General features: G+C 36.3%; 15 protein-coding genes. 3 read left to right on the top strand and 12 right to left on the bottom strand.

The features are described from left to right. Nucleotides 1-2 precede the first annotated feature (2 nt). The 4 genes from glpO to FA707_RS04330 form a co-directional block, all read right to left on the bottom strand. Nucleotides 3-1,838, bottom strand: coding sequence for a type 1 glycerol-3-phosphate oxidase (gene glpO / locus FA707_RS04345; protein ID WP_136953074.1), 1,836 nt, complete (start codon nt 1,836-1,838; stop codon nt 3-5). A 19-nt stretch (nt 1,839-1,857) separates the two neighbouring features. Beyond that, nucleotides 1,858-3,363 carry a glycerol kinase GlpK gene (gene glpK / locus FA707_RS04340; protein WP_136953073.1) on the bottom strand — a complete coding sequence of 502 codons (1,506 nt, stop codon included), beginning with the start codon at nt 3,361-3,363 and terminating at the stop codon, nt 1,858-1,860. 180 nt (nt 3,364-3,543) lie between these two features. Continuing rightward, nucleotides 3,544-4,911, bottom strand: a complete 1,368-nt coding sequence (locus FA707_RS04335) for a M24 family metallopeptidase (protein WP_136953072.1) — start codon at nt 4,909-4,911, stop codon at nt 3,544-3,546. Nucleotides 4,912-5,071: 160 nt separating this feature from the next. Further along, entirely contained in the window at nt 5,072-5,971 is a 900-nt protein-coding gene (locus FA707_RS04330; RefSeq protein WP_136953071.1) for a prenyltransferase, read from the bottom strand. Nucleotides 5,972-6,242: 271 nt separating this feature from the next. Here FA707_RS04330 and pyrG point away from each other — a divergent pair, with 271 nt between their 5' ends. Next, complete coding sequence (gene pyrG / locus FA707_RS04325; protein ID WP_136953070.1) at nt 6,243-7,838, top strand: CTP synthase; 1,596 nt, start codon at nt 6,243-6,245, stop codon at nt 7,836-7,838. Nucleotides 7,839-7,906: 68 nt separating this feature from the next. On the opposite strand, the gene FA707_RS04320 is transcribed toward pyrG, so the two are convergent. From FA707_RS04320 to FA707_RS04300, 5 genes are all read right to left on the bottom strand, one after another. Continuing rightward, a complete protein-coding gene (locus FA707_RS04320; RefSeq protein WP_425471307.1) occupies nt 7,907-8,533 on the bottom strand; it encodes a nitroreductase family protein in 627 nt (208 codons plus the stop codon). A gap of 102 nt (nt 8,534-8,635) precedes the next feature. Further along, nucleotides 8,636-8,872 (bottom strand): GlsB/YeaQ/YmgE family stress response membrane protein, encoded by a 237-nt coding sequence (locus FA707_RS04315; protein ID WP_136953068.1) that lies wholly within the window; start codon nt 8,870-8,872, stop codon nt 8,636-8,638. A gap of 155 nt (nt 8,873-9,027) precedes the next feature. After that, nucleotides 9,028-9,453, bottom strand: a complete 426-nt coding sequence (locus FA707_RS04310) for a GTPase (protein WP_136953067.1) — start codon at nt 9,451-9,453, stop codon at nt 9,028-9,030. A 116-nt stretch (nt 9,454-9,569) separates the two neighbouring features. Further along, nucleotides 9,570-10,310, bottom strand: a complete 741-nt coding sequence (locus FA707_RS04305; protein ID WP_136953066.1) for a hypothetical protein — start codon at nt 10,308-10,310, stop codon at nt 9,570-9,572. Between the two features lie 157 nt (nt 10,311-10,467). Further along, nucleotides 10,468-11,184, bottom strand: coding sequence for a YebC/PmpR family DNA-binding transcriptional regulator (locus FA707_RS04300; RefSeq protein ID WP_136953065.1), 717 nt, complete (start codon nt 11,182-11,184; stop codon nt 10,468-10,470). A 323-nt stretch (nt 11,185-11,507) separates the two neighbouring features. Between FA707_RS04300 and mtnN the strand changes: the two genes are divergently transcribed. Then, nucleotides 11,508-12,173, top strand: coding sequence for a 5'-methylthioadenosine/S-adenosylhomocysteine nucleosidase (gene mtnN, locus FA707_RS04295; protein ID WP_136953064.1), 666 nt, complete (start codon nt 11,508-11,510; stop codon nt 12,171-12,173). A gap of 156 nt (nt 12,174-12,329) precedes the next feature. Further along, on the top strand, nt 12,330-14,018 hold the full coding sequence (locus tag FA707_RS04290) for an IS1182 family transposase (protein WP_136953063.1): 1,689 nt from the start codon (nt 12,330-12,332) through the stop codon (nt 14,016-14,018). Here FA707_RS04290 and FA707_RS04285 read toward each other — a convergent pair. From FA707_RS04285 to FA707_RS04275, 3 genes are all read right to left on the bottom strand, one after another. Continuing rightward, a complete protein-coding gene (locus tag FA707_RS04285) occupies nt 14,003-16,516 on the bottom strand; it encodes a phosphatidylglycerol lysyltransferase domain-containing protein (protein ID WP_168177341.1) in 2,514 nt (837 codons plus the stop codon). The two genes, FA707_RS04290 and FA707_RS04285, sit on opposite strands and share 16 nt — an antisense overlap. A gap of 198 nt (nt 16,517-16,714) precedes the next feature. Further along, nucleotides 16,715-20,518 carry a helicase-exonuclease AddAB subunit AddA gene (gene addA, locus FA707_RS04280; RefSeq protein WP_136953061.1) on the bottom strand — a complete coding sequence of 1,268 codons (3,804 nt, stop codon included), beginning with the start codon at nt 20,516-20,518 and terminating at the stop codon, nt 16,715-16,717. After that, nucleotides 20,518-24,072 carry a PD-(D/E)XK nuclease family protein gene (locus tag FA707_RS04275; protein ID WP_136953060.1) on the bottom strand — a complete coding sequence of 1,185 codons (3,555 nt, stop codon included), beginning with the start codon at nt 24,070-24,072 and terminating at the stop codon, nt 20,518-20,520. Before FA707_RS04275 ends, addA begins: the two co-directional genes overlap by 1 nt. Between the last annotated feature and the right edge of the window lie 27 nt (nt 24,073-24,099).

Below are 24,099 nucleotides of genomic sequence, written 5' to 3'. Positions count from 1 at the left end.
TGTTACTCCCCTTCTTTCAAATATTTTAGGTCAGATTCAGCTAAAACTTCGGCAAATGTTTCTGCTTGCTCAGCTTTAGTCGCATCATTCCATCCAAAATAATTAGCCATTGCATCGATGACTGGTTCAATTATACCATCTAACTCATCACGTTTAAATAACATATGGTTAGTTCTGCGAACAAAATAGTCTGCAGGAGTTAAAACCATTTCTTCTTCTAAAGCATATTGTAATCTTGCTGATTCAGCTAATGACAATCCAGCAAAAGGTGTCATTGCTTTCGCAAGTTCAAAGATTTTCAATGAATTCATGCCGTAGTAGTCCGCGATGTATGTTGCTTCCGCTTCGGATAAACCAGCAGCGATACCAATCTTAGCATTTTCAGCGACCGTTTCTTCAACTTTAGAAGCGTCAAACTCCCCACCTGATAATGAATAATCTTTTGAGTCAATTAATTCGAAGCTCATGTCATAATCTTTCGCTAAAATATCTAAAATCAACTTCATGGCACCTTCAGCCATTTTACGATAATCAGTAATTTTACCACCTGATAACGTAATTAGACCATCTTCTTCGCGTTCTAAATTACTTCCGCGTGACACTGATGAAGGGCTCGATGTTTTTTCTTCTAAACTACTTTCTAAATTGTTTAAGACTTCTTCAACATCTAGACGATTCACTTTGTTTTCTTTATAGTTTGTGACTACTTCAATCACTTTATTAAAGCTTGCATCAGTAATTTTACCGTTATCACCACCATTATAATCAGAACCAGCATTACCTGATAATAATGGGCGTAATCCTGCCCAGCTTGATTCGATATCATCCAAGGTAATATTCGCATTTGGATAACGATAATTGATAACATCTAATAAATAATCGACATCTTCTTGGGTTACTTTTGGTTCGGTATATTCTCCTTGATAGTCAGTATCGGTTGTCCCAAAATAAGTTTTGTCTTCACGTGGAATAGCAAATACCATACGACCATCATGTTTACCCGTATCAAAATAGGTTGGTTGAGGAACTGGTAGTTTCTTCGCATCTACAACTAAATGAACACCTTTTGTAGGGCGCATTTGAGGAACTACTGCACGTTTGAAGTTTAAGTTGCGCACTTTATCCACCCATGGACCCGCTGTGTTAATGACTAATTTCGCTTTAATTTCAAAGACTTCATCTGTTACTAAATCACGCGCTTTAACCCCAATAATTTGGTTATTATCATCGTATAAAAAACCAACTGCTTTAACTTTACTTGCTAGTAAGCCACCGTCTTCATGAGCTTTTTTAATGTTGTCGATTACTAAACGCGCATCGTTGTTGCGGAAATCTAAGTAAACACCTGCTCCTTTTAGTCCTTCTGATTTTAAGAATGGTTCACGTTCTAACACTTCTTCAGGTGTTAACGTATAATTAGCAAATTTGGTGCCTGTTACACCAGCTAATTGGTCATACAAGTCCATCGCAACCTTAACTGAAAACATGTTGAATGTTGTTGCACCTTCACCTTCATAAATTGGCAATAACATTGGATCTGGCTTTGGAATGTGAGGCGCAATATTTTGTACAACAGCACGTTCTGTCACGGTGTCTGCTACTACTTCAACATCGAAGTTTTTCAAGTAGCGAATCCCTCCATGAACTAACTTAGTTGAACGAGAAGATGTCCCTTCAGCAAAATCTTGCATTTCGATTAAGCCTGTTTTCAAACCAGTTGCTGCTGCTTGTAAAGCAACACCTGCTCCGGTAATTCCTCCCCCGATAATTAATAAATCTAATTCCTCTGCTTGTAATTTTCCGATTGTTTCTTGACGTGTTTTAATTGAAAAGACCATTTCGACAACTCCCTTTCTATTACTCGTGTGGTTTAAACATACGTGTAGCGGCTACTGCTTGTTTCCAGCCATCATATAATTGCGTACGTCGTGTGTCCGCCATTTCTGGTTCAAACATTTTACCTGCTTCATAAAATTCGCGAATTTCATCAATATCTTTCCAGTAGCCAACTGCTAAACCAGCTAAGAACGCCGCTCCTAAAGCCGTGGTTTCTAAGTTAGCTGCACGTTGAATTGGCGCGCCAATAATGTCAGATTGGAATTGCATTAAGTACTCATTGTTAGCTGCCCCACCATCAACTTTAAGAACTGGAATTTTAATGCCTGTATCATCTTGCATTGTGTCGATAACATCCCTTACTTGATAAGCAATTGATTGTAATGTTGCTTTAACAATGTCATCCTTCGTTGTACCACGAGTTAAACCAAACATAGAACCACGTGCATCCTGATCCCAATATGGTGCCCCAAGACCAACAAAAGCCGGTACGACATAGACTTCGTCATCATTTTCAGAACGACGTGCCATTTCTTCAGACTCACTTGCTTTTTCCATCATTTGTAAGCCATCACGTAACCACTGAATAGAAGAACCCGCCACGAAAATACTTCCTTCTAACGCATAGTATACTTTACCGTTGATGCCATATCCGATGGTTGTTAATAAGTTATTTTTTGATAATTGCGGTTTTTCACCAGTATTCATCACGATAAATGAACCAGTACCATATGTATTTTTAACCATTCCTGGTTCGAAAGCCATTTGACCGAATAAAGCAGCCTGTTGGTCTCCAGCCATCCCCGAAATAGGTACTTCACTACCAAAGAAGTGATAACCTTGTGTATGGCCATAAATTTCAGAGTTTGATGTTGCTTTAGGTAACATTGAACGTGGAATGTTTAAAATTTCTAAAATCTCATCATCCCAATCTAATTCATGAATGTTAAACATCATTGTACGGCTAGCATTAGAATAATCCGTCACATGCGAACCGCCATCTGTCAATTTCCAAGTTAACCACGTATCAATCGTACCAAATAATAATTCACCACGATTAGCGCGCTCTTGTGCTCCTGGAACGTTATCTAGAATCCAACGAACTTTAGTCGCTGAGAAATATGAATCTATAATTAAGCCTGTTTTTTTATGGAATAATTCACTATAACCATCAGCGTTCAATTGATCCGCAATACCAGCTGATTGACGTGATTGCCATACGATAGCGTTATAGACAGGTTTACCTGTTTTTTTGTCCCAAACAACGGTTGTTTCTCGTTGATTAGTAATCCCAATACCAGCGATTTGTTGTGGTTTAACACCGCTTTCAATAAACACGCCAGCAATAACGGATTGAACAGAATTCCAAATCTCGTTTGGATCATGCTCTACCCAGCCATCATTTGGGAAGTATTGGGTAAATTCTTTTTGAGAACTTGCCACTTGTTGTCCTTTTTTATTATAGATGATGGCTCTTGAACTCGTTGTCCCTTGGTCAATCGCCATAATAAATTTGTCAGTTGTCATAAGTATAACCCCCATGTAATCGTTTTCTATAACTTACAATTTTACTATATCATATTGAAATAGGTTTTTGAACTAATTAATATTAATTTCTTAATATTTTTCACAAAAAAATAGAGAAAACGTCCCTTTGAACAACGTTTTCTCGACTTTTTTAGAAAAATATTAAATTATTATCAGTACTTATTTTACTATCACAAGTTCTTTATTTAAGAACATAGGACGTAAATATCCAACCGTACTAGCTAAAGGTAAAATTTCATCAGAAAGGCTTATTCCTAGTTCATTAACTATATAATCACGCCGTTTTTCAACACGCTGCCAAAATTCTGGATAATCTCTTTTCAATTCAAGTCTTAGCGCTTCATCTGCCATGACAATTGTACTTTCAGCCGAGACGCCTTGATGACCAGTTTGTGAAGGAATAAAGTCAATTTGAAAAATCATGCCACTTTTAACGAACGCTTTTGAGCCTGAATAAAAAGGTGAAGATAACCATTCTTCATCGGCTACTAAATGTCCTGGACATAGGTGCCAACCATACTTAGATTTAGGATAGCTGGCTTCAAACTGTTCATAAAAATCATGGCCATTAATGCCTATTTTGATTGTTTCTAGCCATTTGAAATAAGCTGACATGTATGGAATCACGACCTCCTCTAGATAACCAGAGTCGCGTTGCTCCAGTTGCTCTACAGTTTCAACCGCGTAACCACATCGACTACTTAGTCCGCCTTTATATGCAACCGTTAAGGCGACTTTATCCCCTTCTTTTAACTGACGATGTGTTGGATATAGATTAGCTTTTTCAAAACGTTCACCAAAGGCAGCAATCGTCACAATGGTTGGATATTGTCCATTTGACTGTAAGAGATGCCCCACTTCCTGTTCGCTGACACCAATTGCTAAAGCATCCATTGCTCTTAACAAGTTATCCGAAGCCAGTGACGCACCATATTCATAATGAACAATTTCATTCGCATTATTTGTCGTTCTGACACCATCGACTGGATCAATCATCATGCCCGTAGCATTGACTAGCTTTTCTTTATCTACCATTTCCATTATAGCTTCAACAATCATCATCGGAATATCAAAAGTCGCACGCATTACTTCAGGTAACAGCTTCCAACCGACTAGTCCAACTTGTCCTGAAAAATCCCAATTTGCCTCTTCTAAATAAGCTACTAAAGGTGTCGTTTCTGACATTGGTTGGTTTGGCAAAGAAAAAATTGGACATTTAATTCCTTTTCCTGATAGTCTCGCTTTACTCGCTTTGTTCGCGTTCTCGTTACCTAAAATATAACTCATCTCACCACTAATGGTCATCACTAATAAGGCTTCTTCAAATCGTGGAATAAACCCGGCTAAATATTCAAAGTTACTACCGTGTTCTTTGTCAGCATAAATCACTAACGTACTAATATCATTCTCCATCATGTGAGCTAATAACTTGTTTTTACGTTCAGTTATCGTTTCATCCGTTAAGATTGGTTTTATTGTAGGATGATCTAAGATTGGTGCTGGAATTTCTTTTATTTTTAATGTCATTTTATTTTTCCTCTACATGTTTTTTTATACTCTTATTCTACTCAATAATATATGGAAAAGCAAAAAAGGTAAGTTTTTACGAAACTCACCATGAATGAAAAATACGTATATAATATAAAAGGACTGTCCATATCGACAGTCCTTTATGCTTAACAATTTATTAAAACATGCCCAAAACAAACGTCACTACTTGCACGAACGCACCAATGGCTAAGATTTTGACCGCACAGATGAAGGTTTGAGACTTGATTTGCACAGCCATTAATTTTTTCGTTTCTTTCATGACAAACGGAACAATAAGTAGTGTTAATAACATCGTCCACGGTGCAATTCCTAATACAACTGCTAGAACGATAGCTAAAAAGGCGATAATATTTAATCCGACAAATAATTTCTTAGCGCCCTCACGTTTAATGTAGTGGACTAAAGTAAAGCGATTATTTTTTTCGTCCTCATCTAAGTCACATAAATTATTGGCTAACATCAAGTTGGCAATCCATAAAGTATTCGGTAACGAAATTAAAGCGATTGAGCCAATCGTCACCCAGTTCCAGATAAAGGTTTCATAACTATTCAAATAGACACAAATTAATGAAATCATAAAACCCATTGTAAAACCTGAAAAGACTTCGCCCAACGGTAAACTTGATAAAGGTTTCGGTCCAGATGAATAAAATATCCCAACAAAATAACAGAACATTCCCATCCATAAGAGTGGCCATCCCACCTTAGCAGCTAATGCAATCCCCATAATAGCTGAGACGATAATCATCACTGTCAGCCATTTCAGCACTAATTTGTCATCTAAATTTTCACGACCAATAATATTGGTTTTATCTTTGTAATCATGAACATCCGTTGCTTTGTGATAATCGTTGTAATTGTCTAGCATATCAACTGCCATATTAAAAATAAACATGGCGATAAAATAAATTATGACATAACCTATATTAAGGGTTCCATAATTATACCAGCTATAACATAATCCGATTAAAAATGGTAAAACACTTGCCGTTTTGGCTTTTATTTCAACTAGTTCTAAAAAAACTTTTAAAGACACAGCACTTCTCTCCTTTATTCTACATGTCCTCTATCTTATCATATTTTTCTTTTTCAGGGTATTCATAAAACTTTCATTTATCTTACATTTTTTCTTGACACTTTCTTGTGAATCTTGTACTATTCTTTATGGGCACCTCAATTTTTGAGATGCAAATGAAAATGATTTTAGCTCCCTATTCCTTGTATGGAATGGGGATTTTTTGTTTTTATCTGAAGTAATTGCTGGACGCTCCTCATATTCAATGTTCTAAGAAAGGAAGTAAAATTTTATGACAAAATATATTTTTGTAACAGGTGGGGTTGTATCATCAATTGGTAAAGGAATCGTGGCGGCATCACTTGGACGATTACTTAAAAACAGAGGATTGAATGTAACAATTCAAAAGTTTGATCCGTATATCAACGTTGACCCTGGTACTATGAGCCCTTATCAACATGGTGAGGTATTCGTAACAGATGACGGTGCCGAAACCGATTTAGACTTAGGACATTATGAGCGCTTTATTGATATCAACTTGAATCAATTTTCAAATGTGACAACAGGTAAAGTCTATTCTGAAGTCATCCGTAAAGAACGTCGTGGTGAGTACTTAGGCGCAACAGTCCAAGTCGTACCACACATTACAAATGAAATTAAAGATAAGTTAATGAGTGCCGCTAAACATACCGATTCAGATGTTATTATTACAGAAGTTGGTGGAACCGTTGGTGATATCGAATCACTTCCTTATTTAGAAGCATTACGTCAAATGAAAGCAGACATGGGCGCTGAAAACGTGATGTATATTCACACTACCTTAATCCCTTATTTAAATGCTAGTGGTGAGATGAAAACTAAGCCTACACAACATAGTGTGAAGGAACTACGCTCTTTAGGTATCCAACCTAACTTATTAGTGGTTAGAACAGAACATGAAGTGTCTCAAGATATCAAAGATAAACTAGCACTATTTTGCGATGTGCCTACTGAGGCGGTTATTGAATCACGTGATGTCGAAACATTATACTCAATCCCATTAAATTTACAAAAACAAGGCATGGATCAATATGTCTGTGATCACCTGGGGCTAGACACAGCACCTGCTGAGATGACAGATTGGCAAGCCTTAGAGCAACGTGTTTTAAACTTACAAGGGAAAGCTAAAATTGCTTTAGTTGGTAAATATGTTGAATTACATGATGCTTATTTATCCGTTGCCGAAGCTTTAAAACATGCCGGATTTGCTTACAACACTGATATCGAAATTGATTGGATTCAATCTGAAGATATTACACGCGAAAATGTAGCGGACATTTTAAAAGAGGCACAAGGTATTTTAGTTCCTGGTGGTTTTGGTGAACGTGGAATTGAAGGGAAAATTGAAGCCATTCGTTTTGCTCGTGAAAACAACGTGCCATTCTTGGGTATTTGTTTAGGTATGCAAATGGCTTGTGTAGAATTTGCACGTAATGTGATCGGTTTAGATGGCGCAAATTCTGCTGAAATCCAACCAGAAACGCCACATAATATTATTGATTTAATGAAAGATCAAGAGAGTATCGAAGATTTAGGCGGTACTTTACGTTTAGGCTTGTACCCTTGTGTTCTTAAAGAAGGGACTAAAACATATGACGCTTATAACCAACAAGCTGAAGTTGCTGAGCGTCATCGTCACCGTTATGAATTCAACAATGATTACCGTGAACAATTTGAAGCAAACGGTATGACTTTCTCAGGTGTCTCACCTGATGGTCGCTTAGTTGAAATTGTGGAAATTTCCGAGCATCCATTCTTTGTTGCTAGTCAATTCCATCCAGAATTAATTTCTCGACCAAATCGTCCGCAATCATTATTTAAAGCCTTTATTAACGCAACGATTGCTTAACTTAACACTAAAAGAGCGTTGACCTCCATTGAGATCAACGCTCTTTTCATATTATTTTCACATGTTAATTAAAAATGTTTCACAACTTTTTCTGGTGTTAAACGTACTGATTGATACCCTTCTTCGGCCGCCTTACCTACTGAAATAATTAGGGTTGGAATATAACGACTTGGATCCATTTCAAACGCCTCTGCTAGCCCTTCTCTTTGGAACCCACCAATCGCATTGGTGTCATAACCATGAGCACGTGCTACTAACATCAATTGCATAGCCATTAAGCTATTATCGATATAAATTGTTTCTCTCATCTTTTCATTTGAAAATCCTTGATACATAGGAATAATAAAAGATAATTGTTTGTCTCTAATTTCTTGTGGCATTTTGCCTGTCGCTACTGCTTCGTCATAAATTTCTTCAGCATACTCATAACACTTCAAATCGCCAAAAATGATAATCATCGCTGCTGACGTATCGTTTTGAAGCGTATTAGAACCGATAAAAGGTCTTAAACGGGTTTTTCCTTCTTCAGAAGACACAACGACCATTCGCCACGGTTGTAAATTAACCGCTGATGGCGCGTGCATAGCTTCAGCTAATAGTTCATTCATCTCAGCTTGAGAAATCTTAACTTCAGGGTCATATTTACGAATCGAATTTCTGCCTAAAACAACATCTTTAAAATCATTATTTTTCATTAGTTCACAACCTTTCCTCATAAATTATAAACGAAAAACACCGAATTTGTTAGACTAAATTCGATGTTTAATAACAAAATATCTAAATAATTCTTAAGATAATTAACGATCTCTCCTAAAATAAGATACACCTAAAATAAGGATAATAGCACCGATAATTGATGGAATGATCGCCATTCCAGCCAAGTGTGGACCTCTTTCTCCTAATAGTGATTGACCAATAACCGAGCCAAGTAAACCCGCGATTGTTTTAGTCAGCAAATTCATCGAAACACTTTTTTTAGTGATTGAGCCTGCAATTGCGCCAATTATAGCGCCTACAATTAAAGACCATAACATAATTAACTTCCTCCTATCATAATACTAAATGATTATATTGTTATTTTATTATAAAAACCGAATAACACTAAATATTAAGCTTATAGAATTTCCAAATAAGTTAAGGATGTATAAATAAAAAATCTCCTAACAACTATTAGGAGATTTTTTATTTGTTATTTCTTTTTCAAAACACTAGAGACGTTCGAAACAGTTGCGATTAACTCTAATAAATCATTATTTGTTTCTAGTTCCCCTTTATCTAAAGCTTTGGCTACTCGCATCCCTATCATTCGTGTAATAGAGGCAGCAACGGTCACATTTAAGACGCCACCGGCCACGCTGCCAATACCCGGAATAAATTTAAACGCATTACCAACCAACATTTTACCAATAGTTGAAGCTAGTGTAGCTTGTGTTACCCCTTCTTTAATCCCATCGGTAAACGTCAGTCCATATGCTTTATAAATACTGCTAATCATCATCATTTGAATTGGTACTAATAGTGCAGCATCAGAAAAAGGAATCGGAACCGCTGCAACACTTCCTGCACTAACAGTCGCCGTATGAATGGCTTTTAGCGCTTTAGGTTTAATAGTCATTTAATCACCCATTATATATTTTTTTATTGAAACAGGTTAATAATAACACATATCATTATATCACGTATAATATTACGCCAATTCTTAATAATTCCTTATAAAAGATAAGTTTAGGGTCATACATCGCTTTTCACACGTTTTAACATCAATTGACGTTTGTATTCACCTTCGCCATTAAACAAGATAGCATCCTCACTAATTTTTGCTATGCGAAAATGAAGCGGAATGTCATTGTACAATACATCAAAAAACAGCTGATTTTTATCATTTGATAAACGCAATGTCTCACATACGAAAACTTGCTCTGTTTCATCATTTGATATAATGATAGCTGCTCGATTATTAGAAGCTAATCCTAATTTAACTCTAATACGATCAGCTGAACAGAAATATTCCCCAATAAATGGTTGATATTTTGTAAACTCAATGTCAGAAATTTTTTTAGCACGTGAATCAAATTTAAATAAAGGGGTCATTTTATTTAAAGATAGCCCCACTTCAATTTCATCAGACGTAAGTTTCTTAATATAAAATTCTGTCTGAGCGTTCGTTTTTATTCGCCATAAATTAATCTCTTGCTCCTCAACACACGTAACGATCCCCACCTTATCATTCCCTTTAGCTTCATAAACTCCTAGTATTTCCGACATTGAAAAGCTATTTTGATGATAAAAATCTGTGTATTCTCCTTGGAATTCTTTTAGTATAGCGCTTTCTTCTCCATCCAAACGTATAGATGATTCAGGATTCAAAGGCATTTGACTTGTAGAGGGTTGCGTTTGATTCGTTGTCTGTGTTGAGCTACATCCCATTAATAATAAAACAAGTATTATTATCATGGTTAAATTTTTCCACATACAACCCTCTCCTTTTCAATTGATTATTACCTTTATTTTATCATTAATTGCTTATTTTTTGAAATGACAGATGCTTAAATTTACAAATTATCATTAATCTTATCAAATTCATATAAAAAAGAGCTACCAAAAATGGTAACTCTCGTCAATAAATAATTTAGTCTAAATCAACATTGTGAAACACGTTTTGGACATCTTCTAAATCCTCTAATGCATCAATCATTTTTTCAAATTGTGCTAAGTCATCGCCTTCAAGTGTCACATCGTTTTGTGCAATCATTTGAATTTCAGCGATTGAGAATTCTTCAATGCCTTTTTCTTTCAATGCTTCTTGAATCGTATGGAAATCCGTTACTTCACCGTAAACGATGATTTGTCCTTCTTCTTCCACCACATCACGAACATCGATATCTTTTTCCATTAAGTATTCTAAGATTTCGTCAGCGTCATCGCCAGCAAAACCGAATAGTGCAGTGTTATCAAACATGTACGCTACCGCACCAGAAACACCCATGTTACCACCGTTTTTACCGAAGGCTGCACGAACATCAGAAGCTGTACGATTCACGTTATTTGTTAAAGTGTCCACGATTACCATTGAACCGTTTGGACCAAATCCTTCATATCGTAATTCTTGATAGTTTTCATCGCCGGCACCTTTTGCTTTGTCGATCGCACGGTCGATAATATGTTTTGGTACATTATAAGTTTTTGCGCGTTCAATAACGAAACGTAGCTTTTGGTTTGAATGCGGGTCTGGATCACCTGATTTTGCTGCTGCATAGATTTCAATACCGAATTTAGCGTAGACACGACTGTTGTTAGCGTCTTTAGCTGTTTTCTTAGCGACAATGTTTGCCCATTTACGCCCCATAATTTCACTTCGCTTTCCAAATTTTTAGTTGTAACGCAAAAAACGTTCTGTTTAATTATACTGTTGTTTTGAGGTTCTGTAAAATATTTTTTGATAGTTTCTTAATCAATTCTTAGAAAATAATTAAGTTGCCCTTAAGAATTAAGATTTAAACTAAATTTATACATTATTTGTGGGTGAACATGGTGTTTCACTTGCGAGGAGACCTCCCCTCCTCAAAAGGTGTAGGTTCAAATCCTACCATCCACGCTATCAAAAGACACATTTTAAAACAAGTTGATGACTGGTTGTGATACAATAAACAAAAATGGGGGGGTATTTCTATGAAAGTTGCCATTGTAAGTGCCATGTCGATTGAACTTGAGCATATTCTGCACCAATATCAATTAGAAACTATGGGGAATAAAAATCAACAGTTATTCTACCAATTTACTGTTGGTGAATTTGAGTTCACGTTAGCTACAACGGGAATAGGAAAAGTTAATGCTGCCATCCATTGCCAACAACTCATTCATCAATATCAACCGGATGTGATGGTTAATATCGGAATCGCCGGTGGCATAGCATCTGATGTGCAACTATACGATATTATTATTGGATCGCATGTTACTCATCATGATGTCCGTTTAAGTCAAATGAAAAATACGTTTCCCTTTCAAGAACAGTTTAAAGCTAATCAGCCTCTATACGATTTTATTAAACAGCAATTACCGGATGCTATTCCTAGTGGGATTGCTTCCGGAGAAAGTTTTATCACTGATACGGCTAGTCATCACCGCATACAGCATGAATTGAACTGTACCGCCGTCGATATGGAAGCAAGTGCACTTGCCCAAACTTGTTTTATCAATCACGTTCCTTTTATTTCAATAAAATGTCTATCTGATTTAGCAAATTCTGACGCAACTACAGCCTATCGTATTAATGAACAAGAGGCCTGTACCCGACTAGGGAAAGCTGTATGCTCTGTTTTAGACCAACTAACTTAATTAAGATAAAATAAAAGAGGCTGTGACATAAGTCTCTAAAAAAACCCCTGATAAATTTGGCAATAAAGCCAAATTTATCAGGGGTTTTGGTATAATAAAATAAAAAAGAAGCACGGTCCGACCCATGCTTCAAAGAATCCTAGAAAGGACCAAAAAATGTATTCTAATTATAACATGAATCAGTTAAGTTTGGATATTACAAGTTCATATATTCCAGAAAAAAATAATACGGCTTGGTTTATTAACGAGCTAGTTGAAACATTAAAAATCAAAGAATCTTATTTATTCGGAAGACCACGTCAATATAATTTATCTGCTATGTTAAAGCTGGTCTTATTTGCGTACACACGCAGTGTTTTTAGTAGTCGTAAAATTGCTCAATTGGCTGAAGAGAGCCTACCGGCTCGTTGGTTAACACAAGAAATGATGCCTTCTTATCGAACGATTGCACGCTTTAGAATATCTGATGAATTAGAAGGTCTTATTAATCAAGGCTTGGAGCAGCTAACCGCTTATTTACGTCAACAAAACATGATTGATGATGCCATTTTTATTGATGGAACTAAAATTTTAGCTGATGCCAATAAATTTAGTTTTGTTTGGAAGAAAAGCACGATTCGTTTCGATGCGATGAATCGAGAAGCAACCGTCTCTTTAATGAATGAATTAAAAGAGGCTTATTCGTCGTCTCATATACCAGATGGTTCTAATCTGTCTTTAGATATGGTTGATGAAGTTCTAACTCGTTTAGAATTCAGATTAGAAGAATTAGAAAAACAAATTGAAACAACACCTAAGCTTTCTCCCAACCCTGCTAAACAAGAACGACGTTCTTTAAAATCAACTAAAAGAAAATTAGCTGCACGTCGAGCTAAAATGCTAGAACATCAAAAGCAATTTAAGACTTTCGGGAAACGAAACAGCTTTTCAAAAACTGATCACGATGCCACTTTCATGAGAGTAAAAGAAGATCACATGAAAAATGGTCAGCTTAAGCCAGCTTATAATCTGCAAATTGCTACGAGCAAGCAATTTATCGTAGGCTATGATGTTTACCAAAATCCAACAGATACTAAAACGTTAATCCCTTTCTTAGAAAAAATGAATTTAGCAGAAAAGGATGCCATGTATATAGTAGCAGATGCAGGTTATTGTTCAGAAAGTAACTATCAATATCTAGAAGACAAATTATCTCAACATACCTCATTAATCCCGTACGGGACAATGTTGAAAGAAAATAGTAAGAAATGGCAGTCAGATGATAAAAAGGTAATGAATTGGTTTTACGAAGAAAAAGAAGACTATTATATTGACCCAAAAGGAGTCCGTTTTAATTTTAATACGTATCGAAAACGCACAGACAAAGACGGTTTTTCACGTGATTTCAAGGAATATGTGGCAGAAAAATATGACGAAAATCGTGAAGAAATTCCTGCTGCGTTAACAGCCAAAGGCCACATAAGAAAAATAATGATTAATCCTTCATGGGAATATTATAAAGCGAAGCAACGAGATTTTCTTTCAACGAAAGAAACTGGAAAAATTTACGCTAAACGTAAGATTGATGTGGAACCAGTTTTCGGACGGATGAAGGCTTCTTTGGGCTTCACTCGTTTCTCTGTGAGAGGACTTGGAAAAGTTCTCAAGGAAACCGGTATTGTTTCCTTGGCGCTAAATATGATGAAATTAGCGTCTTGGGAGACGCAGAAAGACATAGAAAATAGAAAAAATCCGAAACAAACGAAAAATAACACTTTTCGTCCGTTTCGGATTTTTTATTTTAGACTAATAACACTAACTTTTGTCACAGCCTCTTTATTTTCTTGCGCTTATTTATTCGGATGAATAAAACGATAACTTTGATAAACTGCTTGTAACAATGACATTTTTTGCGGATAAACCAAATATTTCGGATACCAAATAGGTTTAAACTTATTTTTTGCATGACGTAAACCTTTAAATGAATAAAAGTTCGATGAATTTTGATAAATACTATTGGTCATCGCATATAAGAAGCTATTCGTATTTTCATACGAACTTGATAATGGTGCCATCCCAATAACAAATGTTTGATAGCCCTGCTCCTGTGCCCATAACATGATATCAAGATATAACAAATCCATCATCGAGAACTTATCTTGCTCTTGCCAACGAATTAAATCAACTGACAATTTCCCTTCACTATAGGTTGGCATTAATGTAGCAAAACCGATTACTTGCTTATCTTCATCTCGAATCACTGCACAATCAGAGGCTCGTATATATTCCTCATCAAAATTACCAATTGAAAAGGACATTTCTTTTTTATCACCTAACCATGCATCGGATACAACGCGTAGTTCATCAAGCAAATTATCATCAACAGGCTCAATTCCAAACGTTAGATTACGCGCCTCTTGCTTATTAAGTAATTGACGGAAAATTTTCCCCTTATTACCCGTAATACTAAAAGTGGCAAGATCAATCTCTCCCTCTTCTCCAAGGTTAAACAACTTGTATTTTAATTCATTATATATATTGATATTATCAGGCGTTGTTTGATAAAAAATCAATTGTTTCCCAATGCTTAAGGCTAACTGATCCAACTGTTGAATAAACGTGAATGTTTGTGCTTCATCACCAAAGGGATCACCTAAGATAATAATATAATGGTTGTTCTCTTGATAAATCGCACTCATTTGTAAGTCCTCACTTGTTAACGTTTGGTTAGCCGGTAACAGACCTAAATGAGCCAAATTCGTACCTGAATATTCAGCTAAAACTTGTCGATAAGAGGACTTATCTGTGCTTAATTTAAAGGTATTGATTTCAGTTTTTACTGATAATTTATGACGTAAATAGTAACGATAAGCAATCATAGCGATTAAATAAAGTAACGTTATAGCGAAAATACTCCACATTATCTTAGCCATTTTGGTAGGAATATACTCCTCACACAGGTAGACAACATAAAGAATCTGAATCAAATAAACTAGTGCCGTTCCTACCCATATCACCTTTTCAATAACTGATCTGACCCCTACGTTACATACAATTACCCGTTTAAAAAAGCTCAAACTTATAATCAATAATGACGTAAAGAAAATATCAAAATAATAACGATCGTAAACATATAGACTGATTTGGCACAATAATAATACTATCAGCTGTATCCATAATAAACGATAGGCTTCTTTTGAACCACGATAAATTCCTATCAAGTTCGGAATGATCATTAGACTCGTCACAACGTAACCAGTCGAAGCTAGTATGGTTAACCATTCAAAACGCGGTCCTCTATTATATAATATCGAGACGCTCGAGTCTTGAAAATAAAAGAAGCTTATTAGGCAAAATAAGAAAACAAGTACTAGACGACTAATTGACTGCAAACGTTGTTTCGTTAAAGAAAACACAATCGCACCGAACTCTTTTGAAAAAATAACAACTGGCTGTTCTTGAATTTTGTCCTTGAAAACACCTTGAAACGTGCTCAAAGATAAAATCAACCCCAGTAAGAATGGAATAATGTAATAAACTAAACGATAAAAAATTAAGGCTAGTCCAACTAACGCTTCATCTCGACCTAAATCTCTAGTCATTCCCAATAAAAAAATGACGTCAAAACTTCCCAATCCTCCCGGAACCATACTTATCAATCCAGCAATTGTTGCAATAATAAAGACGCTTTCCATATGCCAAAAGTCAATCTCAACGCCAACAAAACGTAACGCTAAGAACATAATGAAACCAACATAGGCATAATCTAACACCGAAACCACTGTATATTTTACAGGCAACCAGCGATCCTCAGCTACGGGTGGTCTAACATGCGTTGCAACGATAAAAATAGGCAATAGAATAGCGAGAACGGTTAACGCAATTTTAATGAAAGGCTTATCATCTAGCAAATTTGTTGGTGTAAATACCTTAGAAATAATCAGCAAAGATAGGACACCTACACCCGTAATCATGGATAGTAATAATAGCGAAATGCTTTTCTTCAGTGTGTTTTTATTTTCTTCACTCGTAAATTGACTAAAATAATTATAGCGAATAGACGCCCCAACAATCCCACCGAAGCCAATCAAATTATTTAGCGCATTACTAATCCAGCTAATTTTTAGCATCTGAGAATGAGGAGGTTTAATCTTTAATGATCGAACTAACACAACATCGTATAGGCATAATATAGCCACTCCTATTAAACCTGAAATAACTAACAAACTAATTTCAGTAAATGATTTGTCATGAATCGTTCGATAAATATCCTTAAAGCCAATTAATGACAGTTCTTGCTTTAATTTAAAAATAGAAAACAAAAAAATGGCAATTGGAAATAGGTACTTCAAATTTTTCTTCATCGTTTCGGATCCTCTCATTCTTTATTTGAATAATTTCAAATAATCATCTTATTTTTTTATTAGCATTCATTTTAACACATTAATTGAACGATTCAAGTCTAAACACAACAATAATCCCCCTATAATAAATAAAATGAAAAAATTGTAAGGAATATCTTAAATATACGACATTCCTTACAACCTGATTATTAAACTTTTCTAACTATCTACAACATCCTGTGTTGCTAATAAAACTAACTTAACTGAAGTAACTGGGCGTTTTTTTTCAGCTTCTAAAGCTTTTTTATATAGGTATAACTGCCCTTGATATTTCTGTTTAAGTTTTTCAATTGCTACTTGCTTTTGATGAACATCGATATAATCTGTTTTGAAATCAAACAAAATTAGTTCATCATCGGTTTCAACATACCCGTCAATAATCCCATGAATAAGCACATGATCATCTTGATTTTCAGGGAATTCTTGATATATTTCAGATGCTGGTAATAACATCGAAAACGGTTGTTCCCGGTAAGTTTGTTGCGCATGCTGATGTAAAAACTCTCCAAATGGCGTTTGGAAAAAAGCAACTAAATTCGCGCGATTAATTCGTTTGGCAACTTCTACTTCAAGCGCTTTATTAACTATTAGCTGATCAATCACTTGATTGATACTTTCTTCTGTTATTGTGCCAGTTAAATCAAGGGATTGTAATACTAAATGGGTTGCAGTGCCAATTTCCGCATAACTCACCTGATTGACTGTTTGTACAAATTTAGGTTTCACGAATTCACTTTCTACAAAACGATTAGCACCCATTCTTTGACTAGCTGTAAAATCGATTGGTAGTAATTGTCGATCATCCGGATCGCTAAAGACACGCTTAATTTCAGAAACTGATTGATAACTTGCCGTTTTAAGAGCCGCCTGATGTTGATAACGATAATCGAGTAGTTCTTTGGCTGCTTCAATAAGTTCAGGCTCAGTTACAACTTGTGGCAAATCGTTAACATCCGTAACAACTTCACTTGATGCAGCTTCAGACTGAAGCGTATTTAAATCATAAAATGAAACGGAAAAGCGCGCATCTTCATCATTAAATAATGTTGTCACTTCATCAGTTTGTTCTGAGACCTGTTCTTTTAGACTTTCATGACGTACCAAGCTCATCCCTATCCAATCAAACAACGATTTTGCCTGTAAACGCAAGTTATCATTAATCGTCTCAAGCGTGTTATCAGCCGCTAATACCCAACGTTTCCAAGCTTTTTCCTGTGATTCGTAGGATCCCACTAGAAATAGCTTTTCCTCTGCCCGTGTTAGACCAACATATAATTTACGCATTTCTTCGGCTAATAATTTCTTACGTTTTTCCTGACTAATAATGTGATATGGTAATGTCACACTTTCTAACCGAGTCAAACTATCTAAATACTTCACGCCAATCCCAAGTTTTTCGTCAAACACATAACGATTACGTAAATCCATCATGTTAAATTGACGATTTAAGTCCATAATAAAGACGACTGGAAATTCTAGACCTTTTGAGGCATGAATAGTCATTACCCTTACCGCATTTTCTTCCTCACCTACAGCATTAGGTTCAGCTAAATCTTTATCTTTTTGTTGCATTTTCTCGATAAAGCGCACAAATTGAAATAACCCTTTGAAGCTTGATTCTTCATATTTCATGGCACGATCATACAACGCATGTAAGTTAGCTTGTCGCTGTTTGCCACTTGGTAAGCCAGCGACATAATCTAGTAGCCCTGTTTCCTGAAATACCATCCAAATTAAATCAACTAATTTCACACGTCTAGCCGTTTCACGCCACTTGGTTAGAGACTCTTCAAAACGGATCAATGTTTCACGTAATCCTTGATCAACTTCTAGCTCCTGTTCTTTAACAATCGTTTGCACCGCATGGTAATAATTACCATTTGGCACCGTTGTACGAATCACTGCTAAATCATTTTCTTTTAGACCCACAATCGGTGAACGTAAGACTGAAACTAACGGAATATCCTGATGCGGATTATCAATAATCGTTAGTACAGCTAACATAATTTTGACTTCCGTTGCTTGGAAGTAATTCTGCGTGTCGTTAACGTGCAAGGGCACACCTAACTCTTTAAACAGATCAAGTAAGACTAAGTTGTTTTTCTTAGTCGGCGTTAAAATTACAATATCTCGATAATCTAGCGCACGAAGTTGCTTCGCTTTTTTATCATAAACTTGAAAACCGTTTGATTGTAATTCTCTAATTTTCTTGACAATCAGACGCACTTCGCCTTCCGTTTTATCATCAATTGTAAAATCGTCGGATTCGATACTCGTATCCTCTTGAGTTGTTGTCTCATTTTCGCTCATCACAGTGTCTTCGTCATTAGCGACACCATTTTCATAAATTAATAGCTCGGTTTGGTAATTTGGTGATGACGGAAAACCTGTAAAGCCATTAATCAGACGCGCTTCGTTATCATAGGCTAATTGTCCAACTGATTCATTCATCACTTGGCGGAAAATGAAGTTCGTAAATGATAGAACTTCAGCTCGCGAACGAAAATTCTCCGCTAATACAATCCGACGGCCACCTTTTTCGGTTGCATAGTCGTTATATTTTTTGATGAATAATGTTGGATCAGCCAGTCGAAAAGAGTAAATGGACTGTTTCACATCGCCTACCATAAAGAAGTTACCTTGTGCCTCGTTATCGGAACGTAACCAAGATAAAATGGTTTCTTGTAACTGATTAATATCTTGGTACTCATCGACCAACACTTCCTTAAATTGGCCACGGTAGTAGTCACTAGCAACGGAAGGACCATACGTGCCATCAGATGGATCCTTTTCTGTTAAAATTTGTAACGTCAAATGTTCTAAATCATTGAAATCTAAACTGTTTTTTTCTTGTTTACGCTCCAAATATTTTTGCGCAAACTGTTTCGTAATCACTGCTAAATGATGCACGTATTCTTTTGATTTAGCTAAAATTTCAAGTTGTTCTGACGGTGCCGTTGCAAATAAACCTTTAGTTAAATTAACAACTAATTCTTTGTTTTGATTCCGATAAGCTTTCGTTCCTTCGAAGGCTTCTTTAATTGCTGGATCAATGTCTTTGCCTCGTGGCCCACTATACGTCTTGTAGCTGATACTTTGTAAGAGCTGATAAACGTCTTCTAATTGATCCGCTAACAACAATTCATAAAGCTGTTCCAGCCAAGCATTTTCTTCACGTAAGAGCGTCAGAGGCTTCTCTAACGCTGGTTCTCCTTCAATACTTGTTATCGCTTCACGACCACGATTAATCGCATCAACAAACTCACTGACCAAATTTGCTTTCAAATACGTTTGATAGAGTGGTAAATCCCCCAAATTATCCGTTGTTTCGTATAAATTTTCCAAGTCATCCAACCACTGATTAGGATTAGGATTCGCTCTTGAAAACTCATATAATGAAAAAACCATTCGCGTTAAACCATCGTCATTTCGATCTCCTGAAAAATTTTCAGTTAAGGGATAAAACCACTCAGGTGCTTGACTGTACAATTGTTCTCGTAATCCTTCCCAAACTTCTTCCTTAAGTAAGGTGACTTCTGTTTCATCAGTCAACAATCTAAATACGGGATCGATTTCTAATAAATAATAATATTTACGAATAACTTTCAAACAAAAGGCATGCAGGGTACTAACTGGTGCTGTTGGAATTTTGCTTAATTGGTTAATTAAATGTTGCTGTTGCGATGCATCATGATTTTCTTCATGAATAGCTTTTTGTACAGCACTAACCAGACGTTCTTTCATCTCTTTAGCTGCGGCTTCAGTATAGGTCACGATTAATAGTTCATCGATATTTAAGCCTGATTTAATTTTTTCAATAACGCGTTGTACCAGAACCGTGGTTTTCCCTGATCCAGCTGAGGCAGACACTAAGATATTGCTGCCACTATCATAAATCGCTTGCCATTGTCCCGTTGTAAAATGACTATCGCTAGGTCGAATTGGTAATTGTGTATCGGTCATTATTCTGCCTCCTTCTGATCAATTTTTAGACGTGCAATGACTTCGTCTTTTTTCAAAGTTTCTAGTCGATGATAATTATTTTCTTTCAACATCGGGTCAAATTGACAAACACTTCTAAATGGACAATGACCACAAGCAATACGCACTTTTTTACGATAAGCGGGATTCAAATTCACTTCACCATCATAAATTTTTTCACCGGCTTCTTTAAACAATTGACGATTATGAGTAATCAACGCATCAAAATCCGATTGCTCGAGCGTTTGTGCTGAAGAAAGTTTACCACTTTTCAATTGTTTAAGATCATAAACGGCCGAAGCTTTCATCGGTTCTAAGCTAACATCTAACCCTTCAAGTAAGGCTTCATCTTCTAATAATAAGCCTTTATACTTAAATTCCGTCAATAATTTCTCATCTAGCACATCCTGCTTAATCGGCGCTTTTAGTCGCGGATTTTGGATATGAAGATAGAAAGCGCCAGCTGGTTTCACCGCTTCTTCACCTACTAGCGACACCGCATTTTGCAAGGCAACATCTAAATACGTTATCATTTGCATGGCTAACCCTTCATACGCATCTTCAAAATTAAAACGATGTTCACTCGACTTGTAGTCAACGACACTCAGATAGTTCTGACCGGTCTTAGTATCGACAAAACGATCCAAACGGTCAATTTTTCCACTAATTTTCATTTGTTTTTGATTATCCAAGGCAACCGTTAAACTTTGGTAACCTTTTTCTTTCGCAATTTCACCAAATAACACTTCCGTTTTAAAAATACTCATGCCCGTACGTTCACTTTGACGTTTCAAGGCCCACGCGACACGTTTAATAGTCTGGCTTAATTGGTACTTAATATAATTCATACGACTTGAAGCCGATAAAATCATGTACTTACGCTCTTCAAATAACTGTTGCAAAATAGTTTCAGATAACGACATTATTTCAGCCTCTGTCAAATCAGCCAACGTTTTTTGCGAATTGATGAGTTCTTTGAAAATTAAATCAAGTGCCTCATGAAACAATTCACCCGCTGTGGCTGGCGTTAAATCGAAGACTTCACGCTCTTTCAGACGTAAACCATATGTCATGAAATATTTATACTCACACTGATAAAACTTCTCGATTCGAGAAACTGATCCGTACAACGTATCACCATATAATTTTTCTACAGTTGCTGGCTGTAAGGTCTCGGGAATATTTTTATGCGTCAAACTTTTCATAACATTACGATAACGTTGGGTTAGAATGGGAGCGCCGTTTTTTAATAAGCGTTCGTGCAATTGTTGCCACCCGGAAGCTAGGGAACTCTTGAAATCCAACGCTTGACGATGCAAACGCACTGACATCTCAATAAATGATTCATCTGTTCCAACAAACGATAAATCAAAGCATTCACTAGCGGGCATCAATAGTTTCTCCTGAATCTCAAGATCAAACGCTTTGGCTAATCGTAGCACGTAAGGCGATATTTTACCGACTGTGCCTTTTTCCCCACTTAATGGATACGTTAAATACAAACGTTCTTCCGTTGATAAGAAAGCTAGATAGGCGACAAATGGCTCCTTCATGATACTTTGACTATTACTTGGCAATAGGAACTGTTCCTCATTTAATTGTTCGTCAATTAAGACACGCTCATCATCAGAAAAAATGGTGGTGTTTTCTAATTTAGCCGGTAAGACTTGATCAGTTGCTCCAATAATAAACGTCACTTTATTTTTCTTGGCGTGAACTTTATCAAGCACTGAAATTTTGACTTGATCTAGCGTAGTGGGGACTTTACCGTATTCAAAATCTTCTAAGCCAAACATTAATAAACGAACAAACTCTGCTTTATCAAACGGACGCTCGCCTAAGATGTCCACATATTCGTCTAATAAGTGAATGAACGCTTGCCAACTTTGTTCATGAATTTTAGCTTCTTCAAGTTTCCCTTGTGATAAGTAGTAATCACGCCAAACAATCATTTGACGCTCAACCCCAATTGCTACCAAAAATTGATACAAGCATAATGCAGCATCCTTACCTAAACTCGCTTGATTAAGTTGCTCAAAGAACGGTACTAGACAATCACGTAATTCACGACGTACTTGGTTAGATTGACGTTCGATTTGTTGATCACGGGTTTCCGGTTGACCTTCTTCACTGATGTAATTAATATAATGCCAGTCTTCCTCACGTGTCCAATGACCGCCTTCATAACCATATGCCAACATTACGTTCTCGGTCACGTCAACAGCTTCACGATAAGCCAACCGATTAGCTAGCCACTCAGATTGTGTGCTGTTTCCATCATCATTTGGCAAAAACAACTCAGTTCTTAAGAAGCGCATAATGTCTTGATAGCGAAAATAGCGCTCGTCAATTGAAAATAACGCTTCTAAAAACTCAACAAGTGGATGATGCTTCATCGTTTGAGTTTCATCAAAATAAAAGGGAATTTGCAAGCCATTGAACACTGGAGCAAAACGTGGACTATAATTAGTTTCGTCGCGATATAGTACTTCAATATCCTTGTAACGATAGCCTTCTTGAGCGACTAATCGTCGAATTTCACGCCCAACGTGTTCCACCTCAGCTTGTGGATTCTCAGCTTTCCAAATAGATAATGTTTGATTATCTTGCAATTTTGTCTCAATTTTTTTACCAGTAGGTTGTTGAGATTCTGCCCAATAATTATCCAACGCTAACAAGTCTGGGTTGCGTTGATTGTTGGTTTTTTGGTCGAACTCAACTGGAATGTTTGCTTGTCGAGCAAGATGATATAATTGATGATACAATTTTCCGCTGTCATAAAATAGATTATGAGCAGCTGGCATCTTATCAACGGCCGCTTGATCAAGAACTAAGTCAAACCAAACGTTACCTGCTTGTTTCATTAACGATTGAATTAATTGTTGCTCTTGTGATGTAAAACGTGTAAATCCTGTCACAATAAATAAGGTATCAGATAAATCTTCCGCCACTAAATATTCCGATAAATTAACTAATAATTGATCCTCTTCAATCTTATGTTCTTGTAAATAGGCTTGGTAACGTCCATAAATACGTTCTATGTCTGTTAATTTCAACTGTAAGTCTTTTTGGTCCACTGTTAAGCGTTGGTGAATCTGTGCTAAATCAGCTGCTTGGATATTGGCTTGAAGCAACTCATCAATAAACGATGCCACTTGCTCAACAAAACCCGTCTGATTGACTTCACCTTGATAAACCGTCAACGATTCTTTTTCTTCTTCTAGAATGGTTTTTATAACCATATGTTTGCCTGTTTTACTCAAACTATTGGATTGATAATAGGCTGTATTTTGCAAAAAATACCACGCCAAACGTGAGAAACTAAATACTTGAAGTGATAAAGTTCCCATCACCTTCGTTTGGTTTTGTTTAGACATTTGGTGCAAAACATTTACCTCAGTCTCAAATTTAACGTGGTTAGGAACTAAATAAAAAACACGTCGTTGAACGCCGCTTGCTAACCATTTACCTGCCTCTTCAATTAAGACTTCATCGTGGTGCGCACTCGCCGTACCATAAAAAAACTTTACTGACATCTTCTCACCTTCTTCATCTATTCATTA

It is taken from the genome of Vagococcus zengguangii, from assembly GCF_005145005.1.
Taxonomy (GTDB): Bacteria; Bacillota; Bacilli; order Lactobacillales; family Vagococcaceae; genus Vagococcus_A; species Vagococcus_A zengguangii.
Note: the sequence above shows the minus strand (reverse complement) of the source record. Positions and strands in the feature narration are given on the sequence as shown.